The following is a 17,980-nucleotide window of genomic DNA, read 5'->3' on the forward strand; positions in this document are numbered from 1 at the left end:
TGAAGCCAGTCACAACAGGACACGATGAGGCAGCAGCCAGAAGTATGGAGCGGACGCCTTCCGTTCGGTGGGCGCTCGCCAGCCTTTCGCTGTCCATGCTGCTGTCCTCGCTCGGCACCAGCATCGCCAATGTCGGCTTGCCCACGCTGGCACAGGCGTTCACCGCCAGCTTCCAGGAAGTCCAGTGGATCGTCCTCGCCTATCTCCTCGCCATCACCACCGTGATCGTCAGCGTCGGACGGCTCGGTGACATCACCGGCCGCCGACGGCTGCTACTGGCCGGAATCTTTCTGTTCACGGTGGCCTCGGTCCTGTGCGGCGTAGCGCCCACGCTCTGGCTGCTGATTGCCGCCCGGGTGGCACAGGGCCTCGGAGCTGCCATCATGATGGCCCTCACCATGGCGTTTGTCGGTGAGACGGTTCCGAAGGCAAAGACCGGTAGTGCCATGGGGCTGCTCGGAACGATGTCCGCGATCGGCACCGCTCTCGGCCCGTCGCTGGGCGGCGCTCTCATCGCCGGACTTGGTTGGCGGGCCATCTTCCTCATCAACGCACCGCTGGGCATTCTGACTTTCCTTCTCGCGCACCGCTACCTGCCCGTTGATCGGCGGGAGCCCAGAACTGACCGGGCCGGCTTCGACCATGTGGGCACGCTGCTGCTTGCTCTGACGCTCGCGGCCTATGCACTCGCCATGACAATGGGGCGCGGCAGTTTCGGTTCGCTCAACGTGGCCCTGCTGTTGGCTGCCGCCTTCGGCGTCGGCCTCTTCGTGCGCGCCGAGGCGAGAGCAGCATCACCCTTGATCCGATTGGCAGTGTTCCGCGAACCGGCGCTGAGTGCGAGCCTCGCCATGAGCGCGCTCGTCTCGACGGTGATGATGGCCACGCTGGTGGTCGGGCCGTTCTATCTCTCTCGTACGCTCGGGCTCGATGAGGCTCTGGTCGGACTCGTTCTGTCGGTCGGTCCCCTTGTCACTGCGCTGACCGGTGTGCCGGCCGGTCGCATTGCGGACCGCTTGGGCGCACAGCGCATGACCATCGTTGGGCTCATCTCCATGGCGGCCGGTTCCTGCATTCTGTCCATGACGTCGGCGACACTCGGCATCTTTGGCTACATCGCCCCCATCGTGGTCACCACCGTCGGCTATGCGGTGTTCCAGACGGCCAACAACACCGCCGTCATGAAAGATGTCCGACCGGATCAGCGGGGCGTCATTTCCGGCATGCTCAACCTGTCGCGCAATCTCGGGCTTGTCACCGGCGCATCCGTCATGGGCGCCGTGTTCGCGCTCGCATCGGCGACGACCGACGTCACTACGGCGCGCCCCGAGGCCGTTGCCACCGGTATGCGGGTCACGTTCGCAGTCGCGGCGATTCTGATCGTCGTCGCGCTCACCATTGCGGTGGGAAGCCGTGCTCTCTCGCGAAGGGCGGTCCGTCTTGAGGAGCAACTGCCCACTGCCGGGCCGTAGTTCGGCAGGCAGCCGTCGAAGGCTCCGGGATGCGGCGCCTCTAGGGTGGAGCCATGGCACTTCAAGATCCGACGAGCGAGCTGATGGCCGACCCCTACGCCGTGTATGCGCGGCTCCGTGAGGCGGGCCCCGTGCACCGGATCGCCGGGACGGACGGGCTGCCGGCCTGGCTGGTCACCCGCTACGACGACGTACGCCAGGCCCTCGCCGATCCCCGGCTCTCCCTGGACAAGCGCAACGCGGCACCCGGTGGCTACCGGGGGCTTGCCCTGCCGCCTGCGCTGGACGCGAATCTGCTCAACATGGACCCGCCGGACCACACCCGCATCCGGCGTCTGGTGTCGCAGGCGTTCACCCCGCGTCGCATCGCGCAGCTGCGCGAGCCGATCCGGAAGACAGCCGATCAGCTGCTGGACGCCGTCGCCCCGCACGGCCACGCCGATCTGATCGCCTCGTACGCCGCGCCGCTGCCGATCAATGTCATCTGCGACCTGCTCGGCGTGGCCCCCGAAGACCGGCGCGATTTCCGGGCGTGGACCGACGCCCTGGTTGCCCCGGACCCTGCGCAGCCGTCACGGGCGAAGGAAGCGGTCGGCGGCATGCTGGCGTTCTTCACCCAGCTCATCGCCCGCAAGCGCGCGGAGCCGGCCGACGACCTGCTCTCCGCCCTGATCGCGGTACGCGACGAGGAAGACCGGCTGAGCGAGGACGAGTTGATGTCCCTGGCCTTCCTCATCCTGTTCGCCGGATACGAGAACACCGTCCACCTCATAGGCAACGCCACCCTGGCCCTGCTCGGCCACCCCGACCAGCTGGCCGCGCTGCGCGCCGACCCCGCCCGGCTGAGCGGCGCCGTCGAGGAGTTGGCCCGTTACGACGGCCCCGCACCGTTGGCCATCCGCCGCTTCCCCACCGAGGACATCACGATCAGCGGCGTCACGATCCCGGCGGGCGAGACCGTCCTGCTCTCACTCGCGGCCGCGCACCGCGATCCGCACCGTTTCACGGACCCTGATCGCCTCGACATCGGCCGCGACGCCACCGGTCATCTCGCGCTCGGCCATGGCATCCACTACTGCCTGGGCGCCCCCCTGGCCCGGATGGAGACGGAGATCGCGCTGGCCGCGCTGCTGGAGAGGTTTCCGCGGCTGGATCTCGACGTCCCGTACGGCGAACTGCGGTGGCGGCCTTCGATGCGTGCCCGAGGGCTGCTCTCCCTGCCCGTGCGCTACTGAGCCGGGCGCTCGCAGGCAGGGCCGCGCTCACCGGTAGGTGCGCTCGCAAGAAGGCCGCGCTCAGAAGTCTCAGAAGTCGGCGAGCGTCGGCTCGTCCAGCCGGGCCACCGAGTCCTGTGCGTACGCCGCCACGTAGGCCTCGCGGATCCGCTCGATCTGCGGGTCGCGTACGTGTGCCTCCGCGGCCGGGTAGAGCAGGATCAGCTCGTACGAACGCTCCCGTTCGATGGTGCCGTTGGAGTCCCGCCACTGTCCGCGGCCGTCCTGGACTGTCAGCCCGGACGGGAAGCTCGGCGTGACACTCCGGTCGATGAACGCCATGAACTGCCGGTCGGTCACATCGGGGCCGCCGTCGGGACGCTCTGTACCGAAGAACAGCCGCGTCTCGACGTACGCCGCCCCTCGCGCCGCCGCGGACGGGGCCCTGGGTGCCTTCGCCTGTTCACGCTCGAGCGCGGCGGTGGAGGCGGGCGCACCCACTGCCAGTACGGCAACGGTGGCACCGGCGGCGGCAAGGAGAGTGCGCTGCTTCAAGGTGGGCACGGGGACCGGGTCCTTCCATCGGGGGCCGCAGGGCGGCCACCACGTGCGTTGCGACTCCGCCAAGGGGGCCACGAAACAGTGTGCCGGGACGCCGAATTCGTCCGGAACCACCCACACGAGCGCATCTCTCGATGTGTCCGCGGGCAGACTGGGGGAGGCGACGAGACCAGTTCGACAAAACGCCCACTCGATGGAGTGAAAGGCGTATATGCCATAACCCGAATGGCCTCATGGGCGTTGGTGACGGTGCGGGCGAGTGCCCGTGAACGTCTCCTGAAGGCAGGGAACCCATGAGGCAGGTTCACCGAAAGGGTCTGGCCGCCGTGATGCTCACGGGTGGCGCGCTCGCTATGTCGGGGCATGCGCATGCGGACTCGAACGCGGACGGTGGTGCGGCCGGTTCGCCCGGACTGCCGGCCGGCAATACGGTGCAGCTTCCGGTGCATGTCCCGGTCAATGTGTGCGGCAACACCGTCAATGTCGTCGGACTGCTCAACCCGGCCGCCGGCAACTCCTGTGCCAACCACTCGGCGGGCACCTCGCAGGGCGCTCAGCGGCCCGCGGGCGCCGCCGCCGTAGCCGGCAGAAAGGATTCCCCCGGTGTCCTCTCCGGCAACGGCGCGCAGCTCCCCGTCGATCTGCCCGTGAACGTCACCGGGAACTCCGTGAACATCGTCGGCCTCGGGAACGCCGCCACCGGCAACTCCTCCGTCAACACCCCCGGCAGGCCGCCCGTCCGCCCGCGGCCCGCCACCCCGCCGAAGCCCGCGCCGCACACGCCGACGCCGAGTCCCCAGGCGCCGCGTGAGTCCCTCGCCCACACCGGCTCCGGACCGGTCGTCCTCGCCGCGCCCGCCGGTGCCGCACTGCTGCTTGGCGGCGTGGTCCTCTACCGCCGTTTCCGGCCCGCCCGCGAGTCCTAGCGGCCCGCGGTCCTGGCCACCACCCGCCCGCCAGTCCTAGCGCTCCGCCGGCCCATGCCAGGACGCCAGCACCCCCTCGATCACCGCCGCCACCCGCGCCCGCGCCTCGTGGCGGGCGACCCCGGCCAGCAGCAGGGTGTCGTAGGGCGTGTCGAGATGCCGTACGGAGGCCCGCACCGCGGCCGTTACCGCCCCCTGTGCCAAGGAGCGGCCCGCGGCGGTGCGGCCCACCCGGCCGCTGCCCCGCACCGAGGCGTGGGCGGCGATGTCCTGGGCACGGGCGGGCGGACAGCCCGGGAACAGCCGCAGGATCTCGGCCGTCAGAGCGGCCGTGAACCGTACGTCCTCGGCCGCACGGCGCACCGCGTCCCGCTCGCGCCGCCGGGCCCGCGCATCCGCGTCCGCCAGGCATGCCGACTCGGCGCGGGCCAGCGCCGCCTCCTCGACGAGGAGGCCCTGGCGTTCGTAGCGCCTTCGCCGGCGGTTGAAGCGCACCACGACCGCCCACAGCGAACTCGCCTCGCGGGCACGGCGGGTGAGCGCGGCACTGCCGCGCGGCAGGAAAACGAGATGGGCCAGGTCGGCGCAGTCCAGGCAGACCGGCGCGTTGAACTCCAACAGATGGCTGGTCAGCGGCCCCTGACGGCACTCCGCCACAGTGCCGCCCCTTCAGTGGCTGGATCACCACCAGATCCATGTACGCTCCGCTCCCATGAAGCTGCGCTGTGCCGTGCTCGACGACTACCAGGACGTCGCGCTGTCCCTGGCCGACTGGTCGGCCCTGGCCAAGGACATTGAAGTCCGTTCGCTGCAGAGCCACTTCACCACGGAGGAAGAGGTGGCCGAAGCCGTCGGCGACTGCGAGATCCTCGTCGTGATGCGGGAGCGGACTCCCTTCCCCGAGTCGATGTTCGCGCGGCTGCCGCGGCTCAGGCTGCTGATCACCTCCGGTATGCGCAATGCCTCCATCGACCTCGAAGCAGCCGCCCGGCACGGCGTCACCGTGTGCGGTACCGCCAGCAGCTCCGAACCGCCCGCCGAGCTCACCTGGGCGCTGATCCTCGGCCTTGCGCGCGGTGTGGTGCAGGAGGCCTCGTCCCTGCGGGCGGGCGGCCCCTGGCAGTCCACGATCGGCGCTGATCTGCACGGCCGCCGCCTTGCCCTCCTCGGCCTCGGGAAGATTGGCGCAAAGGTCGCCCGGGTCGGCCAGGCCTTCGGAATGGAGGTCATGGCCTGGAGCCGGAACCTCACCGACGAGCGGGCCGCCGAGCACGGTGTCGTACGCGCGCACTCCCTCGAAGAGCTCCTCGAAGCCGGTGACTTCGTCTCCGTACATCTTCAGCTCGGCGACCGCACCCGCGGTCTGATCGGTACGAGCGAGCTCAAGAGGATGCGGCGTACGGCCTACCTCGTCAACACATCGCGCGCCGCGATCGTCGACCAGGCCGCTCTCGTACGGGCGCTGCACGACGGCTGGATCGCCGGCGCGGGATCGGACGTCTTCGAGCACGAGCCGCTGCCCGCCGACGACCCGCTGCGCACCGCGCCTCACTTCCTCGGGCTGCCGCACCTCGGCTATGTCACCCGGCGCAACTACGAGGGTTACTTCCAGCAGGCCGTCGAGGACATCGCCGCGTACCTCGAAGGCAGCCCCCTGCGCACCCTCAGCGCACGCCCGGCGCCGCCGCCCCGATGAACTCCGACAGGGTCTCGCGCGCCTGCTCCGAACGCTGCGAGCGGTCCGACTCGTCCGGTGCCTCGTGCATGCAGTTCGTCACCTCGAAAGCGGCTGCCGCAAGCTCCAGCGCCTGCGAGTCGTCACACACCAACTGGACGCGGATCAGGGCCTGATGAGCAGATGAGCGCAGCCGGTAGGAGTCGATGCGCGCCTCCTCGGCCGTCATGCTGCCCGGCGCCTGCTGTGCCCGGTGCCAGCGGTCGTTCTGGCCGCGCCGGTAGTCGACGAGCGCGCCCGCGAAGGCGCTGTACGCGGAGATCCGCTCCTGGCGCAACTGTTCGGCACGACTGAGAACAGCCGCGCGCTCGGCCGTCTGACGCTCGAAGAAGTGGGTGGCCACCGAGCCGAGCAGGGTGCCTATGACCGCGATGACAGCTGTCTCCATGGTGCGTACTCCCCAGAGGACTTGAACGAGTTGCCTGAATAATCGTTCGAGCGTGCGTGAGCGGTCTTGGTAGCTTGATCGACGTGGCGAAACTCAATCAGATCATCGCAGTCGAGAAGGGCGTCAAGTCCAAGGCGCACCAGGACCTGACAGCGGCCCATCACGGGCTGCAGAAGCCTGCGCTGCTGGCCGGTATCTCGCGTACGTACCAGCCCAAGGACGAGGAGGGCGAGCAACTGCCGCCGGAGTCCACGCGGGTCCAGGTAAAGACCGAGGACGTGCTGCGCGAGACGGCGAAGACGCTGACGCGGCTGTTCGACGTGACCGCCACCAAGGACTGGGCCAACTGCACCGCGCGCGCCGATGTGACGGTGGACGGGCGCGTTCTGGTGAGCGAGGTGCCGGTTGCGTATCTCCTCTTCCTGGAGAAGCAGTTGACCGACATCAACACCTTTGTGCGCAAGCTCCCGGTGCTGGACGCCTCCGAGTCATGGTCCCAGGACCCGTCGACGGACGCCTGGAAGACGGAGGCGGTGCGCACGCTGCGTACGAAGAAGGTGCCCCGCAACCATGTGAAGGCCGAGGCGACCGAGAAGCACCCGGCGCAGGTCGAGGTGTACTACGAGGACATCCCGGTCGGTTACTGGACGACGGTGAAGTTCTCCGGTGCGCTGCCGGCGCGGCGGGTGAACGAACTGCTGGAGCGGGTGGAGAAGCTGCAGCAGGCGGTGAAGTTCGCCCGCGAGGAGGCCAACGCCGCGGATGTCACCGACCAGCGGGTGGGTGACGCCGTCTTCGGCTACCTGTTCGGGTAGCCTCAATGACTCCCCGTCCGCCTGTGTGCGGGCGGGGTGCGCGAGGAGCGCAAGCTGAAACTGAAGCTTGTCGTGACTGAGCGGTTCCAGTGGAGGTTCGATTCCTCCCCGCGGCACTTTCCGTACGTACGGGCCGCGGTAGCCCAACTCGGCAGAGGCAGACCGCGATCAATCTCAGACTATTGCTCCAGACTCAGCATTCGCCGCCGATCGCCGGATCGACCGGGCCCGGGCCCTGGTGCGTCGAAATGCCGGTTCAAGTCCGGCCCGCGTAGCTCGATACGCGGTGGTCCAAAGGCAGGACGCGGCGACATAACGACTGACCCGGGTTCTCAAGCGTGCCGGCGTGTTATATGGGTGGCATCACAGGGTCCGGAGGCCGGCTACGCCTCCGGGCCCGCTCCCGTTTTCCGGCCCGGAACAGCCCCCTTCTCCGATACGTTGAGCCCGTTTTGGCGACGCCGGTGAGCTGGAGGCTTCCATGAGGTTCAAGGACAGAACACGCACGGCGATGGTCCTGATGGGCTGCCTCGCGGCGCTCGCGACGGTGCCCTCCGCGGCGAACGCCACGCCCGGCAGTGGTGTTTCGGGCACGGTCCTCGCGCAGGGCGTTTCGGAGGGAACCCTGAAGCTGAAGGCCAAGGGCCGCACCGACGTGGTCGTACGGACGATCACGATCGCCCCGGGCGGCTCCACCGGCTGGCACTCGCATGCCGGCCAACTGCTCGCCGTCGTCAAGTCCGGGACGCTGACGCGCACTCTGGACGACTGCTCGGTCGAGGTGACCCCTGCGGGCACGGCCTTCGTCGAACCGTCCGGGCCGCGGCACCGGCACATCGGGCGCAACCTGGGCACCGAGCCGGTGGTGCTGTACGTGACGTATCTGCTGCCCAAGGGCAGCCCGCTGTCGAACGACGCGGACGCGCCGCCCTGCGCCGGGAAGCAGGGGTAGGCGGACGGGCTGCCCGTCAGCCCGTCGGCGGCCACGGTCATGCCCGGTGGATGATGGACGGGTGCGAGTCGAAGCGATCACCTGGGAGCGGCTCACCGGGGCCATCGTCGACCGGGTCATGGCGGCCAAGGCCGAGGACGGCAGCCCCTGGCTGCGGATCGGCTTCGACGGGGCGCCCGTCGCGCCGGGCGGGGAGTTGGCCGGGCGGGTCGGGGAAGCGCTCCGGCTGCGCGGGCGGAGTGTCCTGGTCGTCGGGACCGGCGGGTTTCTGCGGCCCGCCTCGCTGCGGTACGAGTACGGGCGCGAGGACCCCGACACCTACTACAGCGGCTGGTTCGACAGTGGAGCGCTGTGGCGGGAGGTCTTCGGGCCGCTGGAGGCCGGTGGCAGCGGGCGGGTGCTGCCCGATCTGTGGGATCCCGTGACCGACCGGGCCACTCGGAGCCCGCACGTCGAACTCCCGCCCGGCGGAGTGCTGTCGCTGCACGGGCCCTTCCTGCTCGGGCACTGGTTCCCGTTCGATCTCACCGTGCATCTGCGGCTGTCGCCCGCGGCACTGCGGCGGCGTACGCAGGAGAGCGAACTGTGGACACTGCCCGCGTATCAGCGGTACGAGGACGAGGTGGAGCCGGACGCGGCCGCCGATGTGGTGGTGCGGGCCGACGATCCGCGTCATCCCGCGTGGGGCGGCCTGCGCTGATCAGGGCGACCGCCGATCAGCGTCACGGCCTGCGCGCCCGCCAGGCAGCCCTCGGCCGCTGCCGTCGCCGCGTCCGCCCCCGCCAGACGGGCGGCGAGGAACGTGCCCGTGAACGCGTCGCCCGCGCCCGTGGAGTCCACCGCGTCGGCCGGCACCGGCGGGACGCGGGCCGTGACCGTGCCCGACTCCGCCACGAGCGCACCGTCGTCGCCCAGCGTCACGACGGTCAGTGGGACATGGCGGCTCAGTTCCGCGGCGGCGTCGGCCGGGTCGGACAGGCCCGTGAGGAGGCGGGCCTCGTCGGCGTTCGGAAAGAGGACGTCCGCGGCTGCGAGCGCCGCCAGCATGCGGCCGGTGCCCAGCTCCTTGATGAAGCCCGCCGAGGCCGGGTCCACGCTCACCGGGATGCCCAGGGCACGCGCGGACTCCATGGCCAGCAGGGCCAGTTGGCGGCTGGTGTCGGCGAAGAGCAGATAGCCGGAGATATGCAGATGGGCCACGCCGTCGAGCAGTGCCGGCGACCAGTCGGCGAGGGAGAGGCGCAGCACCGCGCCGCTGTCGGTGAGGAACGTCCGCTCGGCGCTCGCGTCCACGAACGCGATGACCGTGGCCGTCGGCGCCTCGGCATCCGGGACGAGGAGAGGCCGTACGCCCGCGGCGCGCAGCCGTGCGTCGTGCCAGGCCGCTTCGTCGATGCCGACGCGTGCCAGGAGCCGTACGTCCGGGCAGCCGCGGCGCGCCGCCCAACAGGCCGCGTTGGCCCCCGCGCCGCCCGGCAGGATGCGGATCCGGGCCGCCGTGTCCGTACCTCGGGCGAGTGGCGCGCGATGGCGGGCGACGACGTCGGTGACGACGTCACCGATGACGAGCAGCGCGTCCCGGCTTGCGGCGTCCCGGCTCGTGTCGGTCCGGCTCGTGTCGGTCCGGCTCGTGTCGCTCCGGCTCCTTTGGTCCCCGCCCGTCGCGTCCCGGCTCACACGGTCCCCACCCAGTGCGTCCCGGCGCACAAGGCTGCCGCGATCTGCGCCGCCAACCGCACATTGCCCCGCACCGCCGCCACATTGGCCTCCAGCGAAGCCCCCTCCGTCAGCCGCATCAGATAGTCGAGCAGGAAGGGGGTCACGGCCTGGCCCACGATGCCCCGCTCCCGGCACTCGTCCAGCGCCTCGCCGAGCACCCGGTCGTGCAGCGCCGGATCCAGCTGATCGGCCTCCGGCACCGGATTCGCGACAATCAGCGCCGCGTCCGGCCCGCCGAGCGCGTCCTGGGCCCGGATCACCTCCGCCGTCTCCTCCGGCGTATGGACCGTCCAGTCGACCGGTTCCCCGGAGGAGGTCAGATAGAAGCCGGGGAACCTGTCGGTGCCGTAGCCGACGATCCCGACGCCCAGCGTCTCCAGCCGTTGCAGCGTCGCCGGTACGTCCAGCACCGACTTCACGCCCGCGCACACCACCGCGATCCGGGTCTGCGCGAGGACCCGCAGGTCCGCCGACTCGTCCTGCGTCTCGGTCCACTCGCGGTGCACTCCACCGAGCCCGCCGGTCGCGAAGACCCGGATCCCGGCCCGCGACGCCAAAAACGCGGTCGCCGACACCGTCGTGGCTCCGCTCACCCCCGCCGCCAGCGCCGGTGCGAGATCCCGGTGCCCGAGTTTGCGTACGTCGTCGTCCCCCGCGACCCGCTCCAACTGGCTCTTGTCCAGGCCGACATGGACCTTCCCGTCCAGCACGGCAATGGTCGCGGGCACGGCGCCCGCGGACCGTACGAGCCCTTCCAGTTCCTCGGCGACGGCCAGATTGCGCGGACGCGGCAGCCCGTGCGCAATGATCGTCGACTCCAGTGCGACGACGGGCCGGTGGGCGGCCAGCGCTTCCTGTACTTCCTCGGTGACTTCGGTCAGCAGCATGTCCCATCTCTGGCACACAGGCGCCGCGCCCAAACCCTCAGCCGCACCCGGGCAAGAGGGCAGCCGGTCCGCCCCCGCCCTCGTCGCCGGCTCCCGTCAGCCGAGCGCTCTGCGCGCCGCGAGGGCCGCCATCGGCAGCAGCAGACAGGCGCCGACGACGTTCAGCCAGCCGTAGCTTGCCTGCGCCACGATGAGTCCGGCGGCCGCGCCGCCGATGCCCGCCGATGTGTTCATGGTCAGGTCGGACAGGCCCTGGACGGCCGCGCGGGCGGGCTGCGGCACGGAGTCGGTGAGCAGGGTCGAACCGGACACCAGACCCGCCGACCAGCCGAGACCGAGTACGAAGAGCCCGGCGGCGGTCTGTCCGTGCGCGGCGCCCGCCGTACCGGCGAGCAGTGCGGCCGAGCAGAGCAGCCCCACCGCGAGACCGATCACGGCGAGCCGCCCGATGCGGTCGGCCAGCCAGCCCATGACCGGCGAGAAGGCATACATGCCCGCGATATGACCGCTGATCACCAGGCCGATCAGCTCGATGCCCGCGCCGTGGTGGCTGAGCGCGAGCGGGGTCATCGACATGATCGACACCATGGCGGTGTGCGAGACGGCGACGGTGACAAGGGCGAGCCGGGCCATCGGAGACTTGCGTACGGCCCGCAGCCCGGCCCGCAGCGAGCGCCCCTCGGGGGAACGGTCGGCAGGGGAGAGCGCCCGGGCGGTGAGCAGCGGATCGGGGCGCAGCAGGACGAGAACCAGGACCGCGGAGATCAGGAAGACCCCGGCCGCCCAGAGGAACGGCCCCGCGGCCGCCGGTATGCCGAGACCGGCGACGCTGCGGCCCGCGGGCGCGGCGATATTGGGGCCGAGCACCGCGCCGATCGTGGTCGCCCACACGACATTGGAGATCGCTCGTCCTCGCCGCTCGGGCTCGGCCAGATCGGCGGCCGCAAAGCGTGACTGCAGATTTGCCGACGAAGCGGCGCCGAAGAGGGCCATGCCGACCAGCAGCAGCGGAAAGTTCTCCACGACCGCGGCGAGCACGACCACGCCCGCGCCCAACGCACCGAGCAGATAGGCGAGTACGAGCCCCGGCCGCCGCCCGCGTGCCGTCATCAGCGCGGCGAGCGGCATGGACAGCAGCGCGGTCCCCGTCACGGTCGCGGTCGGCGCAAGCCCGGACAGCGCCTCCGTCCCACTCACCTGCTGTGCCAGCACGGTGGCGAGCGCGATCCCGGTGGCGACGCCCAGCCCGCCGAGTATCTGGCCGGCGATGAGCACAGCGGTGATACGCCGCCGCAGCGCGGGCAGCTCGTCCATCGAAACGGGCGCGAGGGCAGCAGCCTTGTCGATCGAGGTCATCGCGAGCGCCCGGGTGCCGCCGGGGCGGGGGCCGTGGTGCCGGGCGCAGGGGGTATGTCAGGTGCGTCAGGACTGGTGGTCACTGGCGCAGTGTGCCAGCCCGTACGCGCGTACGAAACCGCATTCACCGGCGCCCGGCCGCCCGTCCGTCCGCCCGCCCGTCGGGCCGTCCGTCCGCCCGCCCGTCGGGCCGTCCGTCCGCCCGTCGGTCCGACCGCGGGCCGTCCGTCCGCCCATCCGCCCGCCCGTCGGGCCGTCCGTCCGCCCGCCGGTCCGCCCGCCGGGCCCTCCGCCTGTCCGTCCGGGTGCTCGTCCGGCCCTCCGGTCAGAACAGCGGCTCGGGCAGCACCCCCTCCAGCGCCAGCAGCTTCCGCTTGGTCTCCAGACCGCCACCGAAGCCGCCGAGCCCGCCGTCCGTCTCCACCACGCGGTGGCACGGCACCACCACCGGCAGCGGATTGGACCCCATCGCCGCGCCCACGGCCTGCGCCGCGCCCGGCTCGCCCACCCGGGCCGCCAGATCGCCGTAGCCGACGACCGAGCCGTACGGCACGCCGTCCGCCAGCTCCCCGAGCACCTTCCGGTTGAACCCGCCGGACAGCGACCAGTCCAGCGGCAGGTCGAACTGCCGCAGCCCACCCGCGAAATACGCCTCCAGCTGACGTATCGGCTCGGCCAGCAGGCCCGTCGAGTCCTCCACCGGCTCGGCGGCAAGGCGGCCCGCCAGCCGCCCGAGCGCCTTGTCCCGCACCGCCGCGTCGGCATGGAAGACCACGCTCACCAGACCCTCGTCGGTCGCGGCGAGCAGCAGCGGTCCGATGTCCGTGCCCACGACGGTCCACTCGAAGCTCTTCATGCGGACCACCGTACGACCGGCCACTGACAGTGCCGGTCCGTGCCTGGTCAGCGCCGGTTTCAGCTCAGCGCGTCCCGTACGACGTCCGGGTAGTTGGTGATGATGCCGTCCACCCCGAAGCCGTCCACCCGCACCGCGCCCGTCGCGTCGTTCACCGTCCAGGTGTTGACCCGCAGCCGCTTGCCGTGCGGGCCCTTCAGTGCGTGCACCGCGGCCACGTACTCGGCGGAGAGCGATGTGTGCGTCGGATTGATCTGGTCGGTGAAGGCCGCGTACGCGGGCAGATCGGCGACCGCGGGCGTACCGAGGAAGCCGGTGCTGATGTCCGGTCGCTGCCGGTGCATCGCCTTCACGCTGTCCGCGCCGAAACTCTGGATGACCAGCTTGTGCGTGACATGGGCGCGGTCGAGCCAGCCCTGTGCGCGCAGCACCCGCAGAGTGTCCTTCTCGATGCCCGGATACGCCTCGGGCTTCTTGATCTCCAGGAGCAACTTCTGGCCGTTGTCGTCGACCCGGTTCAGATACTGCGTGAGCGTCGGCACCCGCGCCCCCGCCCACTTGGCCCCGAACCAGCTGCCGGCGTCCAGCGTCGCGATCTCCGCGGCCGCGAAGTCCTTGACCTTCCACGGCGCGCGCCCTGGGAAGCGCTGTTCCACATCCGTGGTCCTTGCCAGGTTGTCGTCGTGGATGACCACCAGCTCGCCGTCCTTGGTGCGCTGGACGTCGTTCTCCACCCAGGAGAAGCCCATGTCGGCGGCGAGGTCGACGGCCGCGAGGGTGTTCTCCGGCGCATACGCGCAGGCTCCGCGGTGGGCGATCACAAGGGGCTCACCGTGCCGGCCGGCCGGCCGGGTCGCGGACGGCGCGGCCGCGACCGACGGGCCGGGCAGCAGCAGCGAGCTGACCCCCAGGACGGCGGCGGCCGTTGCTGCGGCGGATCGTGCGTACACCTGGACTCCTTACGGCGTCGGGTTACGGACGGGCAGAGGGTGACAGTCGACAACCAACGAGGAACAGGCGAAGTATGGCCAGAACCTGAACGCATCGGCCCAGAACGCATCGCCTGACGGTTTCCGTGTCGATAAATCTCTGTTCAATTGTTTGCTTGGCGTGGCGAGAGCCATACTCTCGGCCCCGGACCAGACGTTCCGTCAGGGATCACGGGGATCACAAGGAGCGAAGGGCGTATCGGCATGCAGGGGACTGTCGACGGATTCAGCTACGGCCTCGTCACACCCGTGGCGGCTTACGCCACGGCCTGCCTCGGCGGGGCCCTCGGCCTGCGCTGCACGACCAGATCCGTCCGCAACCGGCGCTCTTTCAAGCCCGGCTGGCTCGCCCTGGGCGCGCTCGCGATCGGCTCCGGAATCTGGACCATGCACTTCGTCGCGATGATGGGCTTCACCGTCGCCGAGGCTCCGATCGGCTATGACCGGCCGACCACCTTCGCCAGCCTTGTTGTCGCGATCGTCATGGTCGGTATCGGGATCTTCATAGTGGGGTATCGCGGTGCGACCCCCATGGCTCTTGTCACCGGAGGCACCATCACGGGCCTCGGAGTGGCCTCCATGCACTACCTCGGCATGGCCGGAATGCGACTACAGGGACGCCTCGAGTACGACACCCTGACCGTCTGTCTCTCGGTGGTGATAGCCGTCGTCGCCGCCACGACCGCTCTGTGGGCGGCAGTGTCCGTCCACGGCTTCCTGGCGAGCCTGGGCGCCAGCCTCGTGATGGGTGTGGCGGTGAGCGGCATGCACTACACGGGCATGGCGGCCGTCAGCGTGCATCTGCACGGAGCCGCGGGATCCGCAGGCACCGGGGACTCGCCCGCCACTCTGCTCGCGCCCATGATGGTCGGTCCGGTGGTCTTCCTGCTCCTCGCCGGGGTCGTGGTGATGTTCGATCCGCTGCTGGTGATGGGCGAGCCGGACTGGGGGCGGCCGGCCGACGGGGAGCCCGCCCGCCCGGGGGTTCCCGCCCAGCGGGCCCAGGGACCGCTCAGGGCGCCCGTGGGCTGGGCGGCCGACCGGTCCGCACGCCAGGAGCCGCCGCGTGCCCGGGACTGGTGACCACCGCCCGATCCGTGCACATGACCGGTGACCGCCTGATCCGTGACCGGGGCCCGGTTGTCAGTGGTGGGTCGTACGGTGGATCCATGCGGCCCGTTTCCAAGATCGAACGTACGGTGGCGCCCTTCGAGGTCGTCAGTTCCTACCAGCCCAGCGGCGACCAGCCGACGGCCATCGCCGACCTGGAGCGGCGTATCAGTGCCGGTGAGAAGGATGTCGTCCTGCTCGGCGCGACCGGCACCGGCAAGTCGGCGACCACCGCCTGGATGATCGAGAAGCTTCAGCGCCCCACCCTGGTGATGGCGCCGAACAAGACCCTGGCCGCCCAGCTGGCGAACGAGTTCCGCGAGCTCCTGCCGAACAACGCGGTGGAGTACTTCGTCTCGTACTACGACTACTACCAGCCCGAGGCGTACGTCCCGCAGTCGGACACCTACATCGAGAAGGACTCCTCGATCAACGAGGAGGTCGAGCGGCTGCGCCACTCCGCGACGAACTCGCTGCTCACCCGGCGCGATGTGATCGTGGTCGCCTCCGTCTCGTGCATCTACGGCCTCGGCACCCCGCAGGAGTACGTCGACCGGATGGTCCCCCTCAAGGTCGGCGACGAGATCGACCGCGACCAGCTGCTGCGCCGCTTCGTCGACATCCAGTACACGCGCAACGACGTGGCCTTCGCGCGCGGCACCTTCCGGGTCCGCGGCGACACCATCGAGATCTTCCCGGTCTACGAGGAGCTCGCCGTCCGCATCGAGATGTTCGGCGACGAGATCGAGGCCCTGTCCACCCTCCATCCGCTCACCGGCGAGATCATCAGCGAGGACGAGTCGCTGTACGTCTTCCCGGCCAGCCACTATGTGGCGGGCCCGGAGCGCATGGAGAAGGCCATCAACGGCATCGAGAAGGAGCTCGAGGAGCGCCTCGCCGAGCTGGACAAGCAGGGCAAGCTGCTCGAGTCCCAGCGGCTGCGGATGCGCACCACGTACGACATCGAGATGCTGCGCCAGATCGGCTCCTGCTCCGGAGTCGAGAACTACTCGATGCACTTCGACGACCGCGAGCCCGGCACGGCGCCCAACACCCTCCTCGACTACTTCCCCGAGGACTTCCTGCTCGTCATCGACGAGTCGCATGTGACCGTGCCCCAGATCGGCGCGATGTACGAGGGCGACGCATCCCGCAAGCGCACGCTCGTCGACCACGGCTTCCGGCTGCCCTCCGCGCTCGACAACCGCCCGCTCAAGTGGGAGGAGTTCCAGCAGCGGATCGGCCAGACCGTCTATCTCTCCGCCACCCCCGGCAAGTACGAACTGTCCCGCGGCGACGGCTTCGTGGAGCAGATCATCCGCCCCACCGGCCTGATCGACCCGGAAGTCGTCGTCAAGCCCACCGAGGGCCAGATCGACGACCTGGTCCACGAGATCCGCGAGCGCACCGAGAAGAACGAGCGCGTCCTGGTCACCACGCTCACCAAGAAGATGGCCGAGGACCTCACCGACTACTTCCTGGAGCTGGGCATCCAGGTCCGGTATCTGCACAGCGACGTCGACACCCTGCGCCGGGTCGAGCTGCTGCGCGAACTGCGCGCCGGTGAGTACGACGTCCTGGTCGGCATCAACCTGCTGCGGGAGGGCCTCGACCTGCCCGAGGTGTCCCTGGTGGCCATCCTCGATGCCGACAAGCAGGGCTTTCTGCGCTCCGGCACCTCGCTGATCCAGACCATCGGCCGCGCGGCGCGCAATGTCTCCGGCCAGGTCCATATGTACGCGGACACCATCACCCCGGCGATGGCGCAAGCGATCGATGAGACCAACCGCCGCCGGGAGAAGCAGGTCGCATACAACACCGAGCGCGGCATCGACCCTCAGCCGCTCCGTAAGAAGATCAACGACATCGTCGCGACCATCGCACGCGAGGAGGTCGACACCGAGGAACTGCTCGGCACCGGCTACCGGCAGACGAAGGCCGAGAAGCCCGGCAAGGGCGCCAAGGCCCCCGTCCCGGCACTTGGCAAGAGCGCCGGCAAGAAGGGCGAGGTGCTCACCGACCGTCCCGCCGCCGAACTGGCCGGGATCATCGAGGAGATGACAGACAGGATGCGGGCCGCGGCCGCCGACCTGCAGTTCGAGATCGCAGCGCGGCTGCGTGACGAGGTGAGCGAGCTGAAGAAGGAGCTGCGCCAGATGAAGGAGGCCGGTCTCGCCTAGGGGACCTGGTGCGTTCCCCGTGGTGTGTCTCAAGACCGACACAAAAACCAGCCAATTGTGCTGCGTCATTGGCGCCACTGCGTAGGGTGCAGGACAACCGCACATATGGGCGGCAGCTATTCGGGAGAAGGGGACAGCGCGTGACGGTCAACATGACCAAGGGTCAGGCCATCAGCCTGCAGAAGAGCGACGGGGGCACCCTCACCGCAGTGCGGATGGGGCTCGGCTGGCAGGCGGCGCCGCGCCGCGGTCTTTTCGGCTCGCGCACCAGGGAGATCGACCTGGACGCGTCGGCGGTGCTGTTCGCCGACAAGCAGCCGGTGGACGTGGTCTTCTTCCGCCACCTCGTCAGCGATGACGGTTCGGTCAAGCACACCGGCGACAACCTGGTCGGCGGCGCGGGCTCGGGCGGCGACGACGAGGCGATCCTCGTCGACCTGCAGCGCGTGCCGGTCCACATCGACCAGATCGTCTTCACGGTGAACTCCTTCACCGGCCAGACGTTCCAGGAGGTGCAGAACGCCTTCTGTCGCATCGTCGACGAGACCAACGGCCAGGAGCTCGCCCGCTACACGCTGGACGGCGGCGGCAACTACACCGCGCAGATCATGGCGAAGGTGCACCGGGTGGGCGGCGGCTGGCAGATGACTGCCCTCGGCAACCCCGCCAACGGCCGTACCTTCCAGGACCTGATGCCGGCGATCCTGCCGCACCTGTAGGCGCGGGCTCGTACGGACCTTCAGCACGGCTCGTACGGAAGACACGCAGCTCCCGGCGGCATCAGGCCGCCGGGAGCTGTCCCGCTCACCACCACCGCACA

At 70.0% G+C, this 17,980-nt stretch carries 17 protein-coding genes and 1 pseudogene; 10 read left to right on the top strand and 8 right to left on the bottom strand.

Going from position 1 to position 17,980, the window contains the following annotated elements:
• Window positions 1-44 precede the first annotated feature (44 nt).
• Together ACI2LP_RS21285 and ACI2LP_RS21290 are read left to right on the top strand one after the other, a co-directional pair.
• Window positions 45-1,472: an MFS transporter gene (locus ACI2LP_RS21285; protein WP_404726049.1), complete on the top strand. Its 1,428-nt coding sequence runs from the start codon at window positions 45-47 to the stop codon at window positions 1,470-1,472.
• Between the two features lie 53 nt (window positions 1,473-1,525).
• Entirely contained in the window at window positions 1,526-2,707 is a 1,182-nt protein-coding gene (locus ACI2LP_RS21290) for a cytochrome P450 (protein WP_404726050.1), read from the top strand.
• Between the two features lie 69 nt (window positions 2,708-2,776).
• Here the strand turns inward: ACI2LP_RS21290 and ACI2LP_RS21295 are convergent, their stop codons facing one another.
• On the bottom strand, window positions 2,777-3,250 hold the full coding sequence (locus tag ACI2LP_RS21295) for a DUF3574 domain-containing protein (protein ID WP_404726051.1): 474 nt from the start codon (window positions 3,248-3,250) through the stop codon (window positions 2,777-2,779).
• A gap of 290 nt (window positions 3,251-3,540) precedes the next feature.
• Between ACI2LP_RS21295 and ACI2LP_RS21300 the strand changes: the two genes are divergently transcribed.
• Window positions 3,541-4,173: a chaplin gene (locus ACI2LP_RS21300; protein WP_404726052.1), complete on the top strand. Its 633-nt coding sequence runs from the start codon at window positions 3,541-3,543 to the stop codon at window positions 4,171-4,173.
• A 36-nt stretch (window positions 4,174-4,209) separates the two neighbouring features.
• On the opposite strand, the pseudogene ACI2LP_RS21305 reads toward ACI2LP_RS21300, so the two are convergent.
• Window positions 4,210-4,870 (bottom strand): annotated as a pseudogene (locus ACI2LP_RS21305) (DUF2293 domain-containing protein).
• Window positions 4,871-4,885: 15 nt separating this feature from the next.
• Between ACI2LP_RS21305 and ACI2LP_RS21310 the strand changes: the two are divergent.
• Window positions 4,886-5,869, top strand: a complete 984-nt coding sequence (locus tag ACI2LP_RS21310; RefSeq protein ID WP_404726053.1) for a D-2-hydroxyacid dehydrogenase family protein — start codon at window positions 4,886-4,888, stop codon at window positions 5,867-5,869.
• Here ACI2LP_RS21310 and ACI2LP_RS21315 read toward each other — a convergent pair.
• The gene (locus tag ACI2LP_RS21315; protein WP_404726054.1) at window positions 5,838-6,296 is read right to left on the bottom strand and encodes a hypothetical protein; all 459 of its coding nucleotides are present in this window, start codon (window positions 6,294-6,296) and stop codon (window positions 5,838-5,840) included. The genes ACI2LP_RS21310 and ACI2LP_RS21315 overlap by 32 nt on opposite strands.
• An 83-nt stretch (window positions 6,297-6,379) precedes the next feature.
• Here ACI2LP_RS21315 and ACI2LP_RS21320 point away from each other — a divergent pair, with 83 nt between their 5' ends.
• From ACI2LP_RS21320 to ACI2LP_RS21330, 3 genes are all read left to right on the top strand, one after another.
• The gene (locus tag ACI2LP_RS21320) at window positions 6,380-7,111 is read left to right on the top strand and encodes a hypothetical protein (RefSeq protein ID WP_404726055.1); all 732 of its coding nucleotides are present in this window, start codon (window positions 6,380-6,382) and stop codon (window positions 7,109-7,111) included.
• Between the two features lie 481 nt (window positions 7,112-7,592).
• Window positions 7,593-8,063, top strand: a complete 471-nt coding sequence (locus ACI2LP_RS21325) for a cupin domain-containing protein (RefSeq protein ID WP_404726056.1) — start codon at window positions 7,593-7,595, stop codon at window positions 8,061-8,063.
• 61 nt (window positions 8,064-8,124) lie between these two features.
• Entirely contained in the window at window positions 8,125-8,763 is a 639-nt protein-coding gene (locus ACI2LP_RS21330) for a uridine kinase (RefSeq protein WP_404726057.1), read from the top strand.
• Here the strand turns inward: ACI2LP_RS21330 and ACI2LP_RS21335 are convergent.
• From ACI2LP_RS21335 to ACI2LP_RS21355, 5 genes are all read right to left on the bottom strand, one after another.
• Window positions 8,736-9,635, bottom strand: coding sequence for a carbohydrate kinase family protein (locus tag ACI2LP_RS21335; RefSeq protein ID WP_404726219.1), 900 nt, complete (start codon window positions 9,633-9,635; stop codon window positions 8,736-8,738). The two genes, ACI2LP_RS21330 and ACI2LP_RS21335, sit on opposite strands and share 28 nt — an antisense overlap.
• 101 nt (window positions 9,636-9,736) lie before the next feature.
• Window positions 9,737-10,669, bottom strand: coding sequence for a pseudouridine-5'-phosphate glycosidase (locus ACI2LP_RS21340; RefSeq protein ID WP_404726058.1), 933 nt, complete (start codon window positions 10,667-10,669; stop codon window positions 9,737-9,739).
• Between the two features lie 96 nt (window positions 10,670-10,765).
• Window positions 10,766-12,025 (bottom strand): MFS transporter, encoded by a 1,260-nt coding sequence (locus ACI2LP_RS21345; protein WP_404726059.1) that lies wholly within the window; start codon window positions 12,023-12,025, stop codon window positions 10,766-10,768.
• Between the two features lie 325 nt (window positions 12,026-12,350).
• The gene (locus tag ACI2LP_RS21350) at window positions 12,351-12,881 is read right to left on the bottom strand and encodes a methylated-DNA--[protein]-cysteine S-methyltransferase (protein ID WP_404726060.1); all 531 of its coding nucleotides are present in this window, start codon (window positions 12,879-12,881) and stop codon (window positions 12,351-12,353) included.
• Window positions 12,882-12,940: 59 nt separating this feature from the next.
• Window positions 12,941-13,831, bottom strand: coding sequence for a glycerophosphodiester phosphodiesterase (locus ACI2LP_RS21355; protein WP_404726061.1), 891 nt, complete (start codon window positions 13,829-13,831; stop codon window positions 12,941-12,943).
• 243 nt (window positions 13,832-14,074) lie between these two features.
• Between ACI2LP_RS21355 and ACI2LP_RS21360 the strand changes: the two genes are divergently transcribed.
• From ACI2LP_RS21360 to ACI2LP_RS21370, 3 genes are all read left to right on the top strand, one after another.
• The gene (locus tag ACI2LP_RS21360) at window positions 14,075-14,953 is read left to right on the top strand and encodes an MHYT domain-containing protein (RefSeq protein WP_404726062.1); all 879 of its coding nucleotides are present in this window, start codon (window positions 14,075-14,077) and stop codon (window positions 14,951-14,953) included.
• Between the two features lie 86 nt (window positions 14,954-15,039).
• Window positions 15,040-17,160 carry an excinuclease ABC subunit UvrB gene (gene uvrB / locus ACI2LP_RS21365; RefSeq protein WP_404726063.1) on the top strand — a complete coding sequence of 707 codons (2,121 nt, stop codon included), beginning with the start codon at window positions 15,040-15,042 and terminating at the stop codon, window positions 17,158-17,160.
• A gap of 140 nt (window positions 17,161-17,300) precedes the next feature.
• Window positions 17,301-17,879 (top strand): TerD family protein, encoded by a 579-nt coding sequence (locus tag ACI2LP_RS21370; RefSeq protein WP_360873824.1) that lies wholly within the window; start codon window positions 17,301-17,303, stop codon window positions 17,877-17,879.
• Window positions 17,880-17,980: the final 101 nt, after the last annotated feature.

Source organism: Streptomyces sp. NPDC019890 (assembly GCF_044903445.1).
Classification (GTDB): Bacteria; Actinomycetota; Actinomycetes; order Streptomycetales; family Streptomycetaceae; genus Streptomyces.